The sequence below is a fragment of the Halorubrum sp. CBA1125 genome (assembly GCF_009742825.1).
Taxonomy (GTDB): Archaea; Halobacteriota; Halobacteria; order Halobacteriales; family Haloferacaceae; genus Halorubrum.
Genome location: NZ_WPCE01000041.1, coordinates 1 through 18,471 on the forward strand (window position 1 = coordinate 1; position 18,471 = coordinate 18,471).

11 protein-coding genes and 3 pseudogenes are annotated in these 18,471 nt (G+C 55.2%); 5 read left to right on the plus strand and 9 right to left on the minus strand.

Annotation, left to right across the window (positions count from 1 at the left end; all coding sequences use genetic code 11):
• From GJ633_RS06000 to GJ633_RS06015, 5 genes and pseudogenes are all read right to left on the minus strand, one after another.
• Window positions 1–1,628: LamG-like jellyroll fold domain-containing protein (locus GJ633_RS06000; RefSeq protein ID WP_231741251.1), on the minus strand; the 1,628-nt coding region annotated here is incomplete at its 3' end.
• The gene (locus GJ633_RS06005; protein ID WP_197431262.1) at window positions 1,625–4,093 is read right to left on the minus strand and encodes a LamG-like jellyroll fold domain-containing protein; all 2,469 of its coding nucleotides are present in this window, start codon (window positions 4,091–4,093) and stop codon (window positions 1,625–1,627) included. The genes GJ633_RS06000 and GJ633_RS06005, both read right to left, overlap by 4 nt.
• Window positions 4,094–4,162: 69 nt before the next feature.
• Complete coding sequence (locus GJ633_RS18110; protein WP_255470525.1) at window positions 4,163–4,294, minus strand: hypothetical protein; 132 nt, start codon at window positions 4,292–4,294, stop codon at window positions 4,163–4,165.
• 263 nt (window positions 4,295–4,557) lie between these two features.
• Window positions 4,558–4,992, minus strand: a pseudogene (locus tag GJ633_RS06010) (IS6 family transposase); the annotation flags it as partial.
• On the minus strand, window positions 4,929–5,150 hold the full coding sequence (locus GJ633_RS06015; RefSeq protein WP_156588014.1) for a hypothetical protein: 222 nt from the start codon (window positions 5,148–5,150) through the stop codon (window positions 4,929–4,931). The gene GJ633_RS06015 and the pseudogene GJ633_RS06010, both read right to left, overlap by 64 nt.
• Before the next feature lie 496 nt (window positions 5,151–5,646).
• On the opposite strand from GJ633_RS06015, the pseudogene GJ633_RS06020 reads away from it, so the two are divergent.
• A pseudogene (locus GJ633_RS06020) lies at window positions 5,647–6,281 on the plus strand (IS6 family transposase).
• Between the two features lie 61 nt (window positions 6,282–6,342).
• Here GJ633_RS06020 and GJ633_RS06025 read toward each other — a convergent pair.
• The gene (locus GJ633_RS06025) at window positions 6,343–7,506 is read right to left on the minus strand and encodes a hypothetical protein (RefSeq protein ID WP_156588022.1); all 1,164 of its coding nucleotides are present in this window, start codon (window positions 7,504–7,506) and stop codon (window positions 6,343–6,345) included.
• Window positions 7,499–9,252 (minus strand): annotated as a pseudogene (locus GJ633_RS18230) (DEAD/DEAH box helicase). Before GJ633_RS18230 ends, GJ633_RS06025 begins: the two are co-directional and overlap by 8 nt.
• A 114-nt stretch (window positions 9,253–9,366) precedes the next feature.
• On the opposite strand from GJ633_RS18230, the gene GJ633_RS06035 reads away from it, so the two are divergent.
• Together GJ633_RS06035 and GJ633_RS17675 are read left to right on the plus strand one after the other, a co-directional pair.
• Window positions 9,367–12,573, plus strand: coding sequence for a DUF499 domain-containing protein (locus GJ633_RS06035; protein ID WP_156588024.1), 3,207 nt, complete (start codon window positions 9,367–9,369; stop codon window positions 12,571–12,573).
• A gap of 18 nt (window positions 12,574–12,591) precedes the next feature.
• On the plus strand, window positions 12,592–13,854 hold the full coding sequence (locus tag GJ633_RS17675; RefSeq protein ID WP_231741254.1) for an HNH endonuclease: 1,263 nt from the start codon (window positions 12,592–12,594) through the stop codon (window positions 13,852–13,854).
• 22 nt (window positions 13,855–13,876) lie between these two features.
• Here the strand turns inward: GJ633_RS17675 and GJ633_RS06045 are convergent, their stop codons facing one another.
• Entirely contained in the window at window positions 13,877–14,719 is an 843-nt protein-coding gene (locus GJ633_RS06045; protein ID WP_156588026.1) for a DNA adenine methylase, read from the minus strand.
• 139 nt (window positions 14,720–14,858) lie between these two features.
• Here GJ633_RS06045 and GJ633_RS06050 point away from each other — a divergent pair, with 139 nt between their 5' ends.
• Window positions 14,859–17,522, plus strand: a complete 2,664-nt coding sequence (locus tag GJ633_RS06050) for a DUF1156 domain-containing protein (RefSeq protein ID WP_156588028.1) — start codon at window positions 14,859–14,861, stop codon at window positions 17,520–17,522.
• A gap of 2 nt (window positions 17,523–17,524) precedes the next feature.
• Window positions 17,525–17,908 carry a hypothetical protein gene (locus GJ633_RS06055; RefSeq protein WP_156588030.1) on the plus strand — a complete coding sequence of 128 codons (384 nt, stop codon included), beginning with the start codon at window positions 17,525–17,527 and terminating at the stop codon, window positions 17,906–17,908.
• A gap of 30 nt (window positions 17,909–17,938) precedes the next feature.
• Here GJ633_RS06055 and GJ633_RS06060 read toward each other — a convergent pair whose 3' ends face one another.
• Window positions 17,939–18,271, minus strand: a complete 333-nt coding sequence (locus GJ633_RS06060; protein WP_156588032.1) for a hypothetical protein — start codon at window positions 18,269–18,271, stop codon at window positions 17,939–17,941.
• Window positions 18,272–18,471 lie beyond the last annotated feature (200 nt).

Genomic DNA, 18,471 nt, shown 5'->3' on the forward strand with positions numbered 1-18,471 from the left:
AGATTCTCTGGTTGATCCTGGTTCGTCACGCCGAACTCAGGCGACAGAAGGTACGGACTGGGGTTCGCGTTCGTATCCTCCCCCCAATTCGTTCCCCCGGATACACTGATTTCTGGACCAGCAGCGTTCACTCGGTAGAGTGCTTCACCGGTATCGGCATCCGTGTCCTGCACGGTGACACTCACCGTGTCGGTGTCGGTCGCCTCTCCGTCATCAACCTCGACCTCGAACGTCAACGTCTCGCTCCCACTGACCTCGGGAGCGGTGAACGTCGGTTGCTCTGCTGAAGTGTCGGACAAGGTGACAGACGTGCCACTTGTCTGTAACCACGAGTAACTCAGAGGGTCACCGTCTTGATCATCCGATCCGGAGGCGTCGAGCGTCACGGTCGACCCTTCGTCGACCGTCTGATCGTCGCCTGCGTCTGCGTTCGGCGGCTGCTCGCCTTCTTCGACGACGAGCGTGCCCGCTTCCACCGTCGTATCGAGTTCCGCGTGGTCGTCGTCGGCAGTCGAGGGGTGGACCGACTGCACAGAGACGTTCGTCGTCCCGGTCGCGGTGCCTTCCAGCGAGAGCCGTGCGAGCGTGACGTTCGTGTCGCCGGGGACGGTCTCGTTGTAGAGGTCCGTCGCCTGGATGTGAACCGTGTCGTTGTCGGATCCGATCTCGGTCGGGTGGCTCAACTCGTAGGCGTCGGGAATCGTCACGTCGGTGATGTTCCCGACGGTGCCGGTGTCGAGCCCGACCGTCAGGGTGTAGCCCGCGAGTCCGGACGGAGCCGTCTCCAGCGTCACATTCACCGTCGTGGTGTTGCCGACCTCGGTCAAGGTGTTCTCAACGACGATCGGCCCGGCCGTCTGCGTGGGTTCGGGCTCGCTCGGCTGGTACTCGTCGGGAACCGCGTCGTAGATCGTGACCTGGTCTATGGTACCCGCGAAGTACGTAGCTCCGGTGTCGCCGCGCGTGCCGATCCGCATCGGCTGGTCGTCGGCGTCCGCGATCGGCCCGGAGTAGTCCCCGTTCGTGCCGACCACTTGGCCGTCGACGTATAGCCGCATCTGGCTGCCGTTGTACACGCCGACGACAGTGTGGGACTGGCCGTCCGCGAGGTTCTCCGTGCCTTCGATCGAGTAGGTGTTGCCGTCGGCCCCGACGATCTGGAACCGGAGGACACCGCTTCCCCAGTTGTTCGAACCGCCCAGCTGGAGCTTGTTGCTGCCGCCGTCGGTTCCGTCGCCGCCAGGATCGTCCCAGCGGCTCACTAGCGACGAGCCCCACTCGCCCTGGTCGGCCGAGGTCTCGAACTGCGCGACCCACGTGAACGCATCGGTCGAATCGACCTCCGGGCCGTCGACGTAGTCGTCCGTGCCGTCGAAAGTGAAGTTCTCGTTACCGCTGGTGTCGACCCCGCCGTGACAGATGCCCTCGTTGCCGTTCCCAGAGGTGTCCGCGACGGGACAGTCGCCGTCGAAGGTGTAGTTGGCCAGCGGGGTCGGCGACGACGCGTTCTCGGCGGCCACGCTGACTGTCGGGACGACCCCGACGCCAGCCAGCGCCGACAGGACCAGCATCCCCGTCAGCACGATCGCTCGCAATCGATGCCGCTCCGTCGTGTGTGTCGAAGTCATTGCTCCATCTCCTCGAAAAGTTCGATCAGATCGCCGTGGTCGATCCGGCCGTTGTCGTTGTAGTCGAACGCCTCGACCTGATCGGTGAGTTCGGGGTCGTCGATGTGGTCGGCGTAGACGTCGAGATCCGCGTCGGTCACCTGACTGTCACCGTCGACGTCCTCGTAGTCGCCGTCGCCGTCCGGATCGGTCGGCGTCGACCCGTCGACGGGATCGGGAATCCCCGGTCCGGCCACGGTCACGTCGATCGTCGAGGTGACACAGCAGGGGCCGTCGGGCGTCGTGACCGACGCCTCGACGAAGACGTCGTAGTCGCCGTCACTCGCGTCACCCGATATCGAAAGCTCCCAGGAGGCCGACACGGAGTCGCCAGCGGCGATCGTGCCGACCGAGGTCGCCGTCGTCGCCGTCGTCGACCAGCCGTACGGTGCGTCAACGGAGAGATCCACGTCCTCCATCGCGGCGTCGGTGCCGTTGGTCAGCGTCGCGTCGATGGTTTCTGTCGAGCCGGGCTGGATCGACCCCGAAGTCGCCATCGAGGCGTCGAGAGTCAGTCCGCCCGCCTGGATCGTTTCGAAGTCGTACCAGAGAACGGCGTCGTCGTTGCCGGTCGGCTCGGTCCGCGGGTTGTCGTAGCCGAGCTGATTCGGAGACAACGCAGACCGATACACCCGGACCTGATCGACGACCGTGCCCGGAGAGACGTGCCTGTCGGTGTGATAGGGGTTGCGACCGATCTCCAGGGCGTTCGACGACCCGTTCATCGAGATCGACGTCGACGTGCTCGCAGCAGACTGGCCGTCGACGTACATCGTCAGCGTCGAGCCGTCGTAGACTGCGGCGAGGTGGTGCCAGGTGCCCTGCCACGGGGTTGGAATCGGCGTGCGAACCCACTGCCACTCACCGCTCGGGCTCTGCATCGCGAATTCGAGTTGCCCGCCGGAGTCGTGGTTCTGGTCGGGCCGGTGCAGCGAGTACTGGCCGCCACCGTCCGGGACCTTCACCACGTAGGGCTGGAATCCGTCGCCGGAGGCCGGATCGCCGGGCTTGACCCAACACTCGACCGTCAGCGGCGGTTCGGTGATATCGAGGCTAGCATCGGAGCCCGCGTCGACGTAGCCGCCGTCGAAGGTCAGTCCCTGGCCAGTACCCTGGTGGCCGGTCGCCGCCGAAACGTCCCCGACGAGGCTGCCGTCGTTGCCGTGGGTCGACTCGTCGATGACCGTGGCGTCACCGTCGACCCACTGGCTCGCCGCGTCTGAGCAGTCACACCCGTCGATGACGATGGTCTCGACGGTCTGGGGGCCGTTCTGTTTCGAGCCGTCGGTGATCGCGATCTCCGCGCTCGGGCCGCCGCTTCGGTTGCCTAGTTCCGCGGACTTCGTCTGGAGCGTGCCCCCGCTGTAGTCCACCAAGAACTCCTTGAGTTCCAGGACGAGCCGGTTGTCCTGGACGGTCCCGACGAGGTAGTTCAGGTCGGAGCTGTTGCCCCACAGTGCGCCGTGGACGATCTGCCAGATTCCGTCGACCTGCTTTGTCGTGATGGCGTGATGCTCGCCACATAGGTAGGCATCGACGCCGTAGTCGACCATCGTCTGCCAGAACGCCGACGACTGGCCGCCGTCGAGCATAAGCGCGCTGGAGTACTCGCTATCGACGGGGCCGACGACCGGGACATGACCCTGGACCACGACGTGATCGACGTCCTGGTGGTCCGCGAGCACGCCCTCGAACCAGTCGAGCTGGTCGCCGGTGACGCTCAGCGACCAGCTTCCGCCGTCCTGTTCCCAGGTGTCGACGGTGACGAACAGCACGTCGCTCTCGACGAAGTAGTAGGCCAGCCCTTGCTTGTTCGGCGGTCCGTTCATCGGCGGGTCGAAGATGTCCACGAACGACTCCTCGAAGGCCGGCACCAGACTGAGCTTGTGACTGCCCCAGTCGTTGTCACCGCGTTCGTGATCGCCGGGAGCGACGTACAGCGGCAGATTCCGCTCGTCGAACCGGTCCTTGTAGCCGCCCCAGAATTGGTCGCACAAGGTCTCGACCTGCGTCTCATCGTCCCACCAGCGGGCGTCCATCACGTCGCCGGCGTTCAGCACGAACGACGGGTCCTCATCCTTGATCCGGTCTAAGAACCAATCGATGGCATCCTCCCACCCCGGCTGCGGGTTCGGGATGTCCCAGTTGAACATATCCGGCACGCTAACGAACCGGAAGCGGTCGCCCGTCGTCGACTGCTGGGCGGTGGCCGTCCCACCGACTCCAGACAGTCCGGCTCCGAGCCCGGTCAGTGCCACGCCACGCAGGACCGTTCTGCGGGAGACCGAGGGCGCCGGCCCGCCCGAATCACCCGCGGATACCGGATCGTCGGTCCCGTTACTCTCGGTCGATCGGCGGTAGGTCCTCTCCGTCTCTCGGTCGGGCTTGGCCGTCTCGTCCACGCGGTCGTGTCGTTCGTTCGTCATCGTTCCCGACCGGGTCGTGGTGCTGTCGTCGGTTGCATTGATATCCCAATTCAGATAATTTCGGAGCATTTATACGCCACTCTCCTGTCGGTTGTCGAGTGCGAGGACGACGGTGTTCGAGGTCATCCCGGTGTCGCTGGAGGTCATCTCGGTGTCGCCCGCGGCGTCATCGACGACCGATGCGCCGGCGACGCCGGCCATCGGTGATGTGATCGTAAAGAGCGCCGCAAATACGACTAACACTCGTCTTGTCGTTCTGTTCGTCATGTTGGTTCACTGTCGAAGTGGCGTGTCTGTGGTTCGTACATATGAGTTATCCCCGGTGAGGGTACGCGCGCCCGGGGATGATCAGAACGTACACCGATATACACGGTAAGTATTAGCACGATACTGCGGGAAAGCCTCGTATTAACCTCAATATCGTGTGTATAACGATAAGCGAGTAAATGAGTTAGAGGCATTGTTCAGATTAGCTGATTGAAGCAGACAGCAAATGCTTGCGACCACGTTTCCGCAAGCTGGCTGAGCGTGTCTGAAGTGGTTGCAAATGCTTCGGTCCGGCGTTTGAGCCTCTTGAAGACTCGTTCGACTACGTTCCGCTTCCCGTGATTGACGTGTTGGAATCAGAGCGAGTGCCGATGGCAGGCCGCCTGCAGCCACGGCGCACCGTCAACCAGAAAGATCGCGTCGTCAACGAGATGTTTTTCGCGGAGTTCCGCGAGGAACATCTCGCTTAGCGCTTGAGTTCTGGTCGGGAACAATCGCACGTGCAGTAGGCGGGTCGTGTCGGGAGCGACCGCAGCAAACAGCCAGTAGCGCTAGTCATTCACAAGAATTACAGTCTCGTCAACCGCGACGTAATTCGGGTCACAACCATCGGCAGGCTGTAAATCGGCCTTCTAAGGTAGTCGTCAGGAGAGTACCCGGCCTTCGAGACGAGCTTTCGTGCGTCCTTCCGGACAGCTTGGTTCGCGGGACGCTCCTCGTGGATCCGGATGTGCTCTTTGATCGAGGCCGCCACCTCGTCCATCAGGTCCGGTCCCGCGATGTCAAGCACGCTATCGAGCGTCCGTCGATAACCGGCTTCCGCCGTCGGAAACCCCTGACGGGAGCCGATCACTTCGTCGTTTACCGACGTTATCTCGTATAGATGGCCGTTACGGCGTAGTTCCAGGTCTCACTCCATTACTACCTGATAGACCGGACCCGGGTATATAGCCGGGGATAGCTAATTCCGGGCAACCCCCCAATTGCCTCCATCAGCGATCCCTTGATCGCCAACTCCCGAATTGCCGGATCTCCCCACATATAGGGATCCACGAGTGGTCCATCCGCTCCGTCTCCCTCATCTCGTTCGTCGAGGGTGTCACGGCTGCCATCGGCGCCGTCCCCGGCCGATTATCGAGGAGATCTCGGGATGATCGGAAAACCGCTCGCGACGAGGGACGCTCTTCCGAGGAATCTAGCCGAACTCGGTCGCCACGAAGAAGCCGCCAACCGGCGGTGTTCAGATAAGGATTGAAAGGTGCGGCGGTGCGTTTTCAAAGTGATCTATGCCCGAAAACGACCGCCTCAGCGGCTGTTTAGACGAGATCAACTTAAGTTTGTGGAGCAAGAAGCAACACCGCGACTGTTGATGAAGCTCAGTATTCAGCTTCATTTGTCTGGAGTATCGCTTTCGAATACTGTCTCGTTTCTTGAGGTATTCGGTGTTGATCGGGTTCGATCCACTGTTCATAACTGGGTTCACAAGGCCAATTTACAGCCGGAATTTAGTCGGATCCCGAATCACGTTGCGGTCGATGAAACGGTGATTCAGCTTGACGATGAACAATATTGGCTGTACGCCGCCGTCGATCCTGACTCGAACAATTTGCTCCACACAAAGCTTGAACCGACAAGAACGAACGTGATCGCAGATCAGTTTGTCGCGGAACTCCGCGACACACACGATGTGGATGACGCGATCTGTCTCGTTGATGGTGCGGTTCCACTTCACCGAGCCTGTGAAAAACATGGCCTCGATTTCAGAAACGAACGACATGGAAATCGGAACAGCGTCGAACGTGTCTTTCGTGAGGTAAAACGCAGAACTATCTGTTTCTCAAACTATTTCACCAACGCCGAAGCAGAAACCGCCAACGAGTGGTTGAGATCGTTCGCTTTCGCATGGAATCAGCTTATCTGAACACTACCATTGTATCCTGCCTTAATCGTACACCTGCGCCGCTATTTGTCCATTATCAGGATTAGCTCGAATAGCATTGTGAGCACTGGAGACCTTCTTGAATCGTTTGAAGTGAGTTATATTCTCCTAATGCCTGATTACAGAACTCACACTCTAGTTCTTCAGTTATTCCGACGCCATCTCCGTATCCCAATGTCAGCGACTGGGTCACCGTCCCTTCCTCTAATTCAATCTCAATTTCCCCCCGCTCGTATTCGACCTGTGTTATCGTAAGTGGGCTTACAACGACTTCCAGAGCGTGTCTCTCACGGATTTCTTTCTGTTTCTTGGGATAGCCTTGTTCACGTTGATGGCGGAGTTCCTCAAGTTCTGAATCTAAATCCTCATATTCCGATTTGAGTTCCTTCCGTTTCTGGAGCGCTTCTATACGGTTGCCTTCATCGCCGCTCTGTTGGATTGACTCGCTTAGATCCTCGATTCGATTCGAGAGTCGGGTTTTCTTTTCTTCCAATTCCTCAATCCGTTGCTGCTGCATCTGTCTGTACTCTTCAATCTCAGCTTCCGCTGCTCTAGATGCCTCTTGATGGATCTCGTCAATCTTCGGCTGAACACGTTCAACAACTCGTTCACGCGTTTGTACAATCAAGTCATCCGCCGTGGATCTCTCAATATCTACGGGTTGACTCTCGATCTGTGATTCAGTAGGTAGCGTGGATTCAAGAAACGTCTCTTCGAGTTTCGGAAGGCGCTCCTTTGACCGAATGTCAATTGCAGTCACGCGAAGTAACTCCGATTGGTATTCACTGACCGTCTCGATACTGATTCGAGAGAGGATGGCTATGGCTGAGCGATCGTAGTATGGCGTGAACGTCGCGTTGTTCACATTGATATTGTTCTCCTGCAGCCACGGTGGGATTTCAATCCGAGTATCCTCTGATCCGATGGTAATCTTACCTGCCGGTTGTTTCTCACTCGCTTCAGCGATGATTTCCTGAAAGAAGGGGCTCTCTGGGTGAAGATGTCGTTCATTTTCACCCAAATCAGCGGCAGCATCGTCACAGAATAAGATGAGTTGACCAGATGGAATCTCCGTGGTTGCATTCTCTGGAACGGTCACGTCCCATCTGTCTCCGTGTTTCTCTATCGTGGATCCAAGGGAACCCAGATATTGCTCTGTGAATTGTTCGACCGTCGATTGCGTAACTCGAATAGCGGCGTCAGTCATCACTTGCCCCCAAGTCGAAGCCTTCGAAGACGCCGCTGTTGAACTCCTCTAGCTTCTCTGCAAGTTCACGCTGCTCCTGTAAGTCGACCGCCATCGCGTCGAAGTCGTTCTCCAGATCACGTTCAGAGTCAGCTGTAACCAGCCGCTCGAAGATTTCGTCTTCAAACGTTGTTCCGGATTCCTCTAGCCGTGTGAGAATAGAACTCAACTCACCGACAGACTGCTGGAACAGGTCGATCTTGTGGTACAGTCGTTCCAATACATATTCTTCGACTGTACCCTTCAGAGCCATATTGAAGACGTACACGTCGCGTTTTTGACCGATTCGATGGATACGACCAATACGCTGTTCTACGCGCATAGGATTCCAAGGCAGATCGTAGTTCACCATTATATTACAAAATTGTAAGTTCCTACCTTCTGACATAGCGTCTGTAGAGACTAACACGCCACCTTCTTCTTCGAAGTTCTTCACGATCTGTTCTTTTTCCTGGCTGGAATGGCCCCCATGGAAGGAGTGGACAGTGTATCCTTCCTCAGTCAATCGATCAAGGATCTCCCGCTGGGTCGCTCTAAACTGAGTAAAGACGATGACTCTCCCCATCTCGACGTGGTCACGGGCTTCCTCAACGATGCTAAGTAGCTTCTCCTGCTTAGTGACGGTCTCGACACCCTCGATCAGGTCAAGAATCGATTCCAATTCTTCAGTATGAGTGAGTTCGGACTGCTCGTCAAGCCGTTTCTCAATAGTCGCTTTCAGCGCGGCTGGACTGCTGACGACCTCTTTCTGGAGCAGCATTAGAACCAGCTTCTGGCCTTGATCCTCGCTATACGCACCCCTGACGTAATCTGAGACTGCTGATAGAGTTCTCGTTCTTCCGGAGACGGATCGAAGGTTCGGGTATCGATGGTTCTGTCTGTAAAATCAATATCCGTATCTGCGCGACGGTTCCGGATCATCACTCTATTCAGCCGTTCCTGTAACTCGTCCCGGTTGACGAGCGTCTCCTGATTACTGTCGACAAAATAGTGGTGGAAGACATCGCGCGTCCCGAACAGTCCTGGGCGGAGCAGGGATACAACATTATACAGGTCAGTCAATTCGTTTTGAATCGGCGTTGCTGTTAGGAAAAACGCATACTGGTATGAGAGGTTGTCAATCAGGTCGTAGCGGTCCGTCTCTTCGTTTTTGACGTAGTGTGCTTCGTCGAGAACAAGAACGTCCCAATCTCGGTTGAGCACCGTTGCTCGATGCCGATCGCTCTTCGCCGTATCGATACTCGCTATGATATGGTCGTGCTTGTCGAACCCGCGGAATTCGTCGTCGTAGTTACACACGTACTCAAGTCCGAATTTCTCCAACAGTTCCCCCTGCCACTGCTTGGCGAGCTGGGCTGGGGTGAGAATAAGAACAGAATCATCCGTCTCGCGGAAGTGCATCTCCTTGAGGATCATCCCCACCTCGATCGTCTTGCCCAAGCCCACCTCGTCAGCAAGTAACGCTTTCCCGTCCATCTCGAAAAGTGCCCGGTAGGCCGCATCAACCTGATGCTCAAGCAGTTTGACCGACTCTTCATCCAACTGTTTTAGCGATCTGAGTTCGGAGTCGGGTTGGCCAGCCTTGAGACGAACTGCTTGAACTGTCTGCACGTGATCACCATCAGTAGAATCCTCATCTATTGAATCCAGAAGATCATCCGCAGATTCGTACGTGACCTCTGTCTCAACGAGGTCGAAGTCTGCCATATCACGTTAGAATCAGGTGACAGGCAAATACGTTATGCGATACCTCAGTAGCCGACAGATACTGTCACCCGAGCGTTTATTGTGCCGACACAAGCAGTAGTTACGTACATAAGTATGGCCGAGACTGAGCCCTTGCCTAAAACTCTCGACGACACGGTCACCCTGAGCCGTGAGCTTCGAGAAGATGGCCAAATCGACGGACAAGTAAAACTCTACAACGTTGAGAATGAGGACGAGTTCGAGTCAGACGCCGAACTCTTCTTTGACAGAACGCTGATGACACAGGGCCTTCGAGAGGCCCTCACGATTCTCCGCGACTCACTGACCGGCGAAGATCCACGAGGCACACACATCCTCTACGGGCCGTACGGCAGTGGGAAGTCTCACCAGATGGTGGCCCTCTATCACTGCTTTGACGATCCGGCTGCCGCAGCCGATTGGGCTAGCGACTCGGTCGACGGATTCGAGTCAGCACTCCCCGAGTCTGCGGTCCCGATCACGGTCGCAATGCAGAATGAGCAGTACGAGTACCTCTGGGAGCCGTTCTTCGAAGCCTTGGACTACGACCCGGGGACGTTCGAATCCGGCGGCTACCCCGATATGCAGACCATTCAGGACGCCGTCGGGGACGAGACTATCGCGTTCTTCGTCGACGAACTCGAAGACTGGTTCGACACGCTTCAGGGCGACCGCAAGAGCTCGAACAAGGCATTTCTGCAGTCCTTGCTTGAATCGACTGCGCTCTCAGATCTCGACCTCTACACGATCGTCTCCGTACTCCGCGAGGACTCCGAGGTCCACGACATCCTGAACCGGGAACAGGCGGTCGAGGTCAATATGAACAACCAGGTGGACAAGCGCGAAGTCCTTCGCCACCGCCTGATCGACGACATCGACGAGAACGCCGCCCGTGAGATCGTCAACGGGTACTACGACGCCTACGACCAGTCCGACCACGTCACGCTGCCCGATGATCTCTTGGCGGATATGCACGACCTCTATCCGTTCCATCCTGTGCTCCTTGATGCGCTCGAAACGCGCTACTACGCCGACGAAGGAAATCAGAACACGCGCGGGATGATCTACCTGTTCTCGAAGGTTCTTCTCGAAATGCAGGATCAGACGGATCTGATCACCCACGGTGACATCGACGCAATCGAGTTCGAGGATGAACTGGCCAAGATCAACTACGAGCGCCTGAACGCCGCCACAGGCGACATTAAGAGCCGCGTAGACACAGACGACGTACCACACGGCCGACGGGTGCTAAACACGATTCTGCTGTACTCACTGAAGCCGAGCGAAGGGGAAGGAGCTGACGTGTCGGAGATCGTTATGGGGGCGTATCAGACGGGAGATCTCGTTGCTGATGTCGTGCTCGACCTCGAACGGCTACACGGAGTCGCTTGGCATCTTCACAAGCTCAACGGGAAGTACGCGATCCGCGACCGGCAGAACCCGAACGCGCTCATCCGGAATGCAGCGACGGACGTGTCCGAGACAGCGGCCAAAGCCGAGATCGCGGACTTCATCACCGACATCTTTGGCTCTAATGCGTATCCGGTCGGGTTCCGGACGAACGACATCCGGGACATCCCGGACTCCCGTGAAATCAAGGTCGTAGTGAAGGACAGTCAGTGGACGCAAGAAGAGGTCGAGAAAGCCATCACAAACGATGGGCGGGGACGCGAGTGGCGCAACACGCTCGTATTCGTGCAGCCCTCTGGAGACAAAGCCATCGAGTCTGGAACGCGCTACATCGACAAGGCTCGCTACATCGAGGGAGCACGACAGGTTCTCTCGGACGAATCTCTCGACGAAGAGATCCGGGAGTCTATCGAGGAAATGAAAGAGCAGGAAGTGAGCGAGCTACGAGAGGAGCTACAACTGCTCTACGGTGAGGTACTCGACGGCGACGACCTGCTCAACGAGTTCGACCTCGCTGCACCTATGGATCTCGATGTCTACGTCATCGATGGGCCGGAGCTGAGCGCCTCGAACATCGCTGACTCCGCAGCGGCTGACCCGTTCGATTTGCAGACGCACGTCTGGCCGATCGTCGAGGATCTACTGGAGCGCCGTGGTGAGATTTCGATCGAGGACATCTATGAACAGTTCCTGCGCGATCCCGAGCTACCAATTCCTGGCAGTGCCAACGACGTACTGAACGCGACCGTCGAGGCATTAGACGAGAAGCCCATTCTGGCGCGGGATTCGAGTGGCTTCCGCAATGACCTATCCGGGAGTTCGCTCGATACGGTGCTCGTTCACAAGAACGACGTTGATGTATGGGGGGTAGACGATGTCGAACAGGAACTCCGACAGCGGTTCGGAAGCGGGACGACGGCGCTCGACATCGGTGACTTCGAGCTGGAACTCGTACAGGACGGGGAGATCTGGATCGACGGGGACAGCCACGACATCATCATGAGAGCCATCGGTCGGCTCAATCGCGAGGAGCAGTACGTCATCGTCCGGGGGAACGAAATCCTCGACAAACCACAGTCTGACGCGACGCTCCGTAATGTCGGGAACGCAACCGGGGTCGGGGCGTCCTACCTCTCCGACCGGATCGAAGAGGCGATTGACGAGGACGGCTACGCGAACCTCGATACGATAATCGGAGAGATTCGTAGCGACGAGAGCGTGTTCCTGCCACCGGATGAAACCGAGACTGTCGCACGTGAGGCGGTCAACGACTTCCTGGTAGACGACTACGTTCTTGAAGCGGGTGGGCGATATCTGGAGTCGCTGGGTGACCGTGACCCAACGACGGTCAAGATTGTTCCGACCGTTCCGGATCGGATCGGCGACAAGATACTGGAGTATATCGAGGATCTCGAACCGGGCGAGCAGTTCACCGTTAACAAGGTGACGGACCGGTTCGACAGCAGCGTCTCCGAGCATATGGTTCGGACGTTCTTGCTGGAGAACATCGGCAAGGACGAAGAGCCGGAGTACGTCGTCAACACGACCGGGTCAGACAAAGCGTCGGACTGGGTGCCGGGCTATCCGTTCCGGAAGGCCGATACAGAAGCCGACACGTGGCGCTTCGAGTACAACGGTGACGATGCAGCGGCGCTGCGGAAGAAGTGGCGAGACGAGCATCAAACCGGCACGGTCGAATACGGTGATGTCACCTTTATGTTGCCAGACAGAGAGGGTGTTCCCGGTGCCTTACAGGGAACTGCGGATGTCGAGCGAACGCAGGTGAGTCTGACGCTACAGTCCGAGCAGGATTACACGAAGGTACAGGATATGTTCGAACGAATGCCGGACGAAGCGGCGAGCCTGAAAGTCGAAATCAGCTTCCAGAAATAGCAGTACTGGTGATTCTTTATGGCGCCACTTGAGAAATCGGAGCTCCACTCGCTCGTTTTAGAATCAATTGGTAGTGATGTAGTGCGTGATAACGGTATAGAATCGGACCCGCCTTTTGAGGTACACCTGGAAAAGGACAGACCCTCTCAATGCCGATTCTACCTATTCACACTAACGTCTACAGGATCAGAAGACCGAGCAGAAGATGAGTATAGAATCGATCTCAGATTACCGAATCATGCGAAAGGAGAGGTCTCTCCAGCAGCCCCCGATCGTTCTGGAAATTTCTTGATTCTAATTGGAGGGTATAATCCCGAAAGAAAAGTATTCGCTTTCTGGGACGACGATCTGTATGACAAATATGCCTGGGTACGGCATTTACAGATCAAAGAGGGAACTCTTGACGAGGCAGAAGCAAAAGGCGTCGGTTTCCAACATCGTAAAGGTGGTTCTGGGGGAGAAACCGTAATCGCGGCTAGGAAAGATTCACTTCGACGTGCAATCCGGATGCGGTATAGAATCGAACACGTCCGTGACTTGCTGTCGGAATATCTCCCTGATGATTGGCGGAATATCTCATCACGTGATGACTCGATACGTATTCATCGTTTCGAGCTCTTTGTTGATTATTTCCTCACACAGACTGATCAAACACACAGGATTCCTGAGCGATGTAATCGAGCGGAAGAGCTATCCCATCAGATTACGTTCAATATCCTGAATCAGATTGGGTTGACGGATAAGTCGGCACTCTATGACGTTCTTACAAGTGTGGGACACGACTGGTCTGGGGAACCAACACCAACAGAAATCGAGTCGGAACGTGATTCAGTCGAAGAACCGATCCCATCAGAACCGACACTCACCGAAGAGGAAGAAGAATTTACTGAGGCACAGCGCCGTGCCCGTGACTCGGCGTTTACCGAATCGGTGAGAGAAGCGTATAACAACAGTTGTGCTATCTGTGGGAGCAATCGGGTGTCACCTGCGGGGAATCCAGAGGTTGAGGCGGCGCATATCTATCCGAAGAGTATGAACGGCCGCGATCATATACAGAACGGTATTGCCCTCTGTAAACTGCACCACTGGGCATTTGATTGTGGGTGGATTTCACTCTCTGATGACTATGAGATCATTGTCAAAGACAACCCAGAACTCAATGGATATGACGAATTCAACCCGCTGGAAGGGGATAGGATACGTCTCCCTGAAAATGATGCTAAGAAACCACATCAGAAATTCTTGGCCGAGCACCGTCAGTTGAACGGCTTTGATTCCTGACCGCTACAGGATCATCATAACCTTATTCGTCAGATAGCCCGGGAAGCATCGTCTGGCTTCCGGTTTGGAAAGAACCTGCCTCGCTGGGATCGTAATTCATCACGAGACGTTCAGTAACCTCTGTACTTCGAGTGTCGTTATCGTGCTGTTTATTCATAAACTGAGAACGACCGCGTTCTGATACGTGATACTTTTCCAACCGTTCTGGGAGCTGCTGATACGACACTGCCCATTTCGCTTCTACCTCTTCAAGCGTATTGACGAACCGTTCGTGGTCAAACTCCCCGTGGCGGTATAAATCGTCGCCTTCATCAATATATGGGGGATCAGCGTAAAAGAACGTTTCATCGCTGTCGAAGCGGGTCATCAATTCTTCGAAATCGAGGTTCTCAATCTGGACATTGTGAAACCTCTCAGCGAATTCATAGAGCTTCTCTGTTGCATTCCGTAATTTCCGAGCTTTATTACGCTGACTTGCGGACGCGAACCCAGATTTCGTACGGTATTTTGATGCATATTGTGAGTATCGAAGATAGAAGAATCTGCCTGCACGCTCAATTGGATCATCTGGATGCTCATCAGAATAGAATGCCTCTTTCCATTCTTCGTGAACATCTCGTGCATAGGGAGTTTTGTTGAGCCAATCGATTAGTTCATCTTCGCGGTCCCGGAGTACTCTGAAGAATTGGACTAGATCGCCATCTCTGTCATTATAGACCTCGGTATGGCTTTCTTCCTTTGTGACGAGGACAGCTGCACTGCCGCCGAATACTTCGACATAGCATTTGTGAGCTGGGAAATGATCAATAATCCAAGGGGCGAGATAGGCTTTTCCCCCGGGATACGGAAACACAGACTTAGTCATAAGACTCCCTTCTCATTAGATCTTTATAACAGTTCCACAGCAAAGAATCCGAGGAGATGAGTCTTGACCCCCACTAATCAGAATCGTGAGGGCTGCAGACTTAAGTGGGTACTTCTGTATTCCTCTACCATACTGAATTATGTCCGAGCAATCTGGGTCACCACCTAAAGCGTCTGAGCGGACGGATCTCCCTATCGAGCGTGGGTTTCCTATTGAGCGAGTGAACGAGTTGGCCGAGCGTGAGGGACGAGCGAAGATGTACTACCGACCGATTTACACGATGCACAAGTGGTGGGCTCGTCGGCTCGGGTGCGTTTTCCGTGCGATCTCACTCTACTCGCTTCTTGACGACCCAGACGCTGTAGATGTATTCGAGCCAGGAAATAGCGGAGAGACATTGACGAGTTGGAATGAAGATGGTTCCCTTGAGATGGATATTGCATCCATCATTGACCGGATTGATATGAGTGATCCCGAAAGTCTCTGGCAGCTATATCCGAAGGATGTTCGTGTTGAAAATAAGAAGGTGCTTGACCCCTTCATGGGTGGGGGAACTTCACTGGTTGAAGCCTCGCGTTTCGGAGCAGAAGTTGTCGGAAATGACTTGAATCCCGTAGGCTGGTTCGTGACGAAGAAGGAACTTGAGGCTGGCCAGACTGACGTAGATGAACTAAAAACAGCCTTCCAGAAGGTGAGAGATGACGTTGCCAAGGAGATAACTCGGTATTACAGAACTCCCTGTCCTAGCGGAGAACACGACGCTGACGTGATGTACAATTTTTGGGTGAAAGAACTGGATTGCGTCTCCTGTGGCCACACAGTACCGCTGTTCAAGGATTATCGAGTTGCAAAAGGTCGTTACGAGAACGACGACAAGTATAACGTTCTGTGCCCGGATTGCGGGGCGGTTACTCTTGTAGAGGACTGGCAATCGGAGAGCCTCTGCGACGCCTGTGGCTATAATTTTGTTCCGAAGAACGGAAACGTCTCACGTGGGGGCAAGTACAACTGCCCAGACTGTGGACAGAAGTACGCGATCACAGATGCAATTCAAGAACAAGGTCCACCCGATCTCCGTCTGTACGCTGTAGAGTACTACTGCGAGCACTGTGAGGCCGCTGGCGGAGAGCGAAGTGATTATAAAGGATACAAACGAGTCGAGGAAGAGGATATTAATCTCCTTAACGAGGCTATCGAAGAATGGGAAAGTAGCGATAAGCTTCGTGAGTACGTTCCTGACGAGGAAATTCCAGAAGGGGCGATTACCGCATCTTCCGAGCTAACTGGAAACGATGTTTTCGACCATGGATACGAACACTGGACTGATATGTATAATGAGCGTCAGCTCCTTTCTATTGCGAAGATTATGCGATCAATTGAAGATTTAGAGCCCTCTGTACGTGATTACCTACTCCTAGCGTTGACGGACTCTCTTATGTTTCAGAATATGTTCTGCATCTACAACCAATCTGCGAATAAGATTGAAGGTGTTTTCAGAATGAATTCATTTGTTCCTACTTCTGAAGCTATCGAAAACAACGTCTGGGGGGCTTCAGCCGGCCGAGGAACATTCTCCAACTCTGTCGATAAGGTAATTCGGGGGGTTGAATATGGGTCTTCCCCTACGGAACGATACATCGAAGACGGAGAAACTCAAGAGACGGGGAAATTCGCACAGGCAATTGGTGAGGATTTCACCCTTCATCAAGGGGATATGCGAGACCTTGATTTCGAGGATGAATTTGACGCAGTGATTACCGATCCCCCGTACTACGATAACATCATCTATTCTGAGGTCTCAGACTACTTCTACGTCTGGCAGAAGATTCTGCTTGAAAGCAAATACCCCGGATTCGATCAAGACCAGACCCCGCGCGCCGAGTCGATAGTAACTAATCCGTATTTGGATAAGACTGCTGAAGACTTCGAAACTGAAATCGGACAAGCCTTCGCTGTAATCCGACGGGCGCTGAAGGATGATGGAGTATTAGCGTTCACATACCATCACTCCGATTCAGAGTCATGGGGGGAATTGCTTGCATCACTTTGCGCTAACGGGTTTGAAGTCACAGCTACGTATCCAATTAGTGCAGATTCTAATAAATTCATCACGGGAGAGGCTGTTTCCTTTGACATCGCTGTCGTCGCTCGGCCCATTGACGAGACAGAGCCCGCCTCGTGGAATTCACTCCGCCGCGAGATCTACCGCACGGCGCGCCGAACCCGCAAGCAACTCGAAGAGAACCGCGACCTCTCCCGTGGCGACATCGGCGTGATGGAGATGGGTGCGTGCTTCCGTGAGTACTCCAAGCACCATGGCAAGGTTCAGCGCGACGGTGAGATTATGTCCGCCAAGGAAGTCGTCCAGGAGATCTACGGAATCATCCAAGAGGCCAGCGAAATCGGCGTCGAGGACGTGTTCATCGATCTCCTCGATAGCAACAATCCGTCCTTCGACGACGTGAACAAGCTCTGCCGAGGCACGAACGCCACACCCGAGGAGCTGAAAGAGATGTACCTCTACAACCAGGACGATGGCTTCGAACTCGGTACGTGGGACAACGAGAAACGGCAAGCCTACATTCAGGAACGCGTCAACGGCGACGGCGGTGAACACCTCTCGAACCTCGATAAACTGCAGTTCCTACGGTACCGGTACGAGAAGGGTCAAGCCGTCCAGAACTACGTCGATAAGTGGGGTGTCGATGATGATCTGCGCGAACTCGCCGGGCGGCTGGCGGACGTGACTGGTGACGACACCTACACCCGGGTACTTGGTGACAGAGACATTACGAGCTACTAATAATGGCAGGCCCAGGACAGATTCCCGGTCGGTACAACATCATCGTCGCCGGGGAGTACGAGACGTTCGATCACCAGATGCCGATCGACGAGTTTTTCCAGCGTCTCAAGAACGACGATGTCCCGGACGAGGTGAGTGTGGTCGGGCTGGAGAAGATGCTTGACGACGAGGAGTTCATCAACGAGTTAGCTCGGGAGATGGATCAGCGAGCCGATGATCTGGAGTATCAGAGTCCGACGATCCAGGTCGTTGTTGAGGGTTCGTTCCACCGTCGAGGGAAAACGTATGACCTGCGATACGAGGGTGAACTCTACTCGTTTCAGGACATCTTCGGACCACAGTTAGAGCGACGAGAACAGGGCGATTGGATTACGTCACCGTTCTGAACGTCGCTTACAGAGTCTCTATTTGACAACCTATTCAATCACCGTAAAATCGGTATAGTCAGTCACCAACAACTGATTCTCGTTTTTCTTCGCATATCTATGATCTTTCACTCCTCTAAATCGAATCGTCTCCCCAACATCGAAATGAGGGTGTGAAACCCCGTCTGAGACGACCAGCGGGACTCGCTTAGTTGAGCCTTCTTCGCGGACGACAGCCTTTAGATCGGGTGTGTTTGAGGTGTTTTTTGACACGAATTCAATCTCACCGATTGTAGCTTCGACTGTAACATACTCCCCAGATCCGCGTAACTCAGTAAGATTCCGTTCCGGATAATCCTTAGAAATGGACGTAGTTGAGGTCACCTCTTGTCCCTCTGGCTCTTGGTCCGCTGATACAATCCGCCGGTTGTTAAGTTTAAGTAACCGAGGCGGGACCGAGGATTCACGTGCCTATGCCGAAAACCGCCCGCCTCCACCGACGTCTACCGAGTTGGATCAAACTTGGATTTTGTTGGAGCGGAGAGCCGGACACCCCGCGAGATCATTGAAAAGGGTATTACGCC

Bases quoted from the DNA above. Each gene is read 5' to 3' on its own strand.
- GJ633_RS06005 (WP_197431262.1), bottom strand. From the start codon at position 4,093: ATGACGAACGAACGACACGACCGCGTGGACGAGACGGCCAAGCCCGAC.
- GJ633_RS18110 (WP_255470525.1), bottom strand. From the start codon at position 4,294: ATGGCCGGCGTCGCCGGCGCATCGGTCGTCGATGACGCCGCGGGCGAC.
- GJ633_RS06025 (WP_156588022.1), bottom strand. From the start codon at position 7,506: ATGACTGACGCCGCTATTCGAGTTACGCAATCGACGGTCGAACAATTC.
- GJ633_RS06035 (WP_156588024.1), top strand. From the start codon at position 9,367: ATGGCCGAGACTGAGCCCTTGCCTAAAACTCTCGACGACACGGTCACC.
- GJ633_RS17675 (WP_231741254.1), top strand. From the start codon at position 12,592: ATGGCGCCACTTGAGAAATCGGAGCTCCACTCGCTCGTTTTAGAATCA.
- GJ633_RS06045 (WP_156588026.1), bottom strand. From the start codon at position 14,719: ATGACTAAGTCTGTGTTTCCGTATCCCGGGGGAAAAGCCTATCTCGCC.
- GJ633_RS06050 (WP_156588028.1), top strand. From the start codon at position 14,859: ATGTCCGAGCAATCTGGGTCACCACCTAAAGCGTCTGAGCGGACGGAT.
- GJ633_RS06055 (WP_156588030.1), top strand. From the start codon at position 17,525: ATGGCAGGCCCAGGACAGATTCCCGGTCGGTACAACATCATCGTCGCC.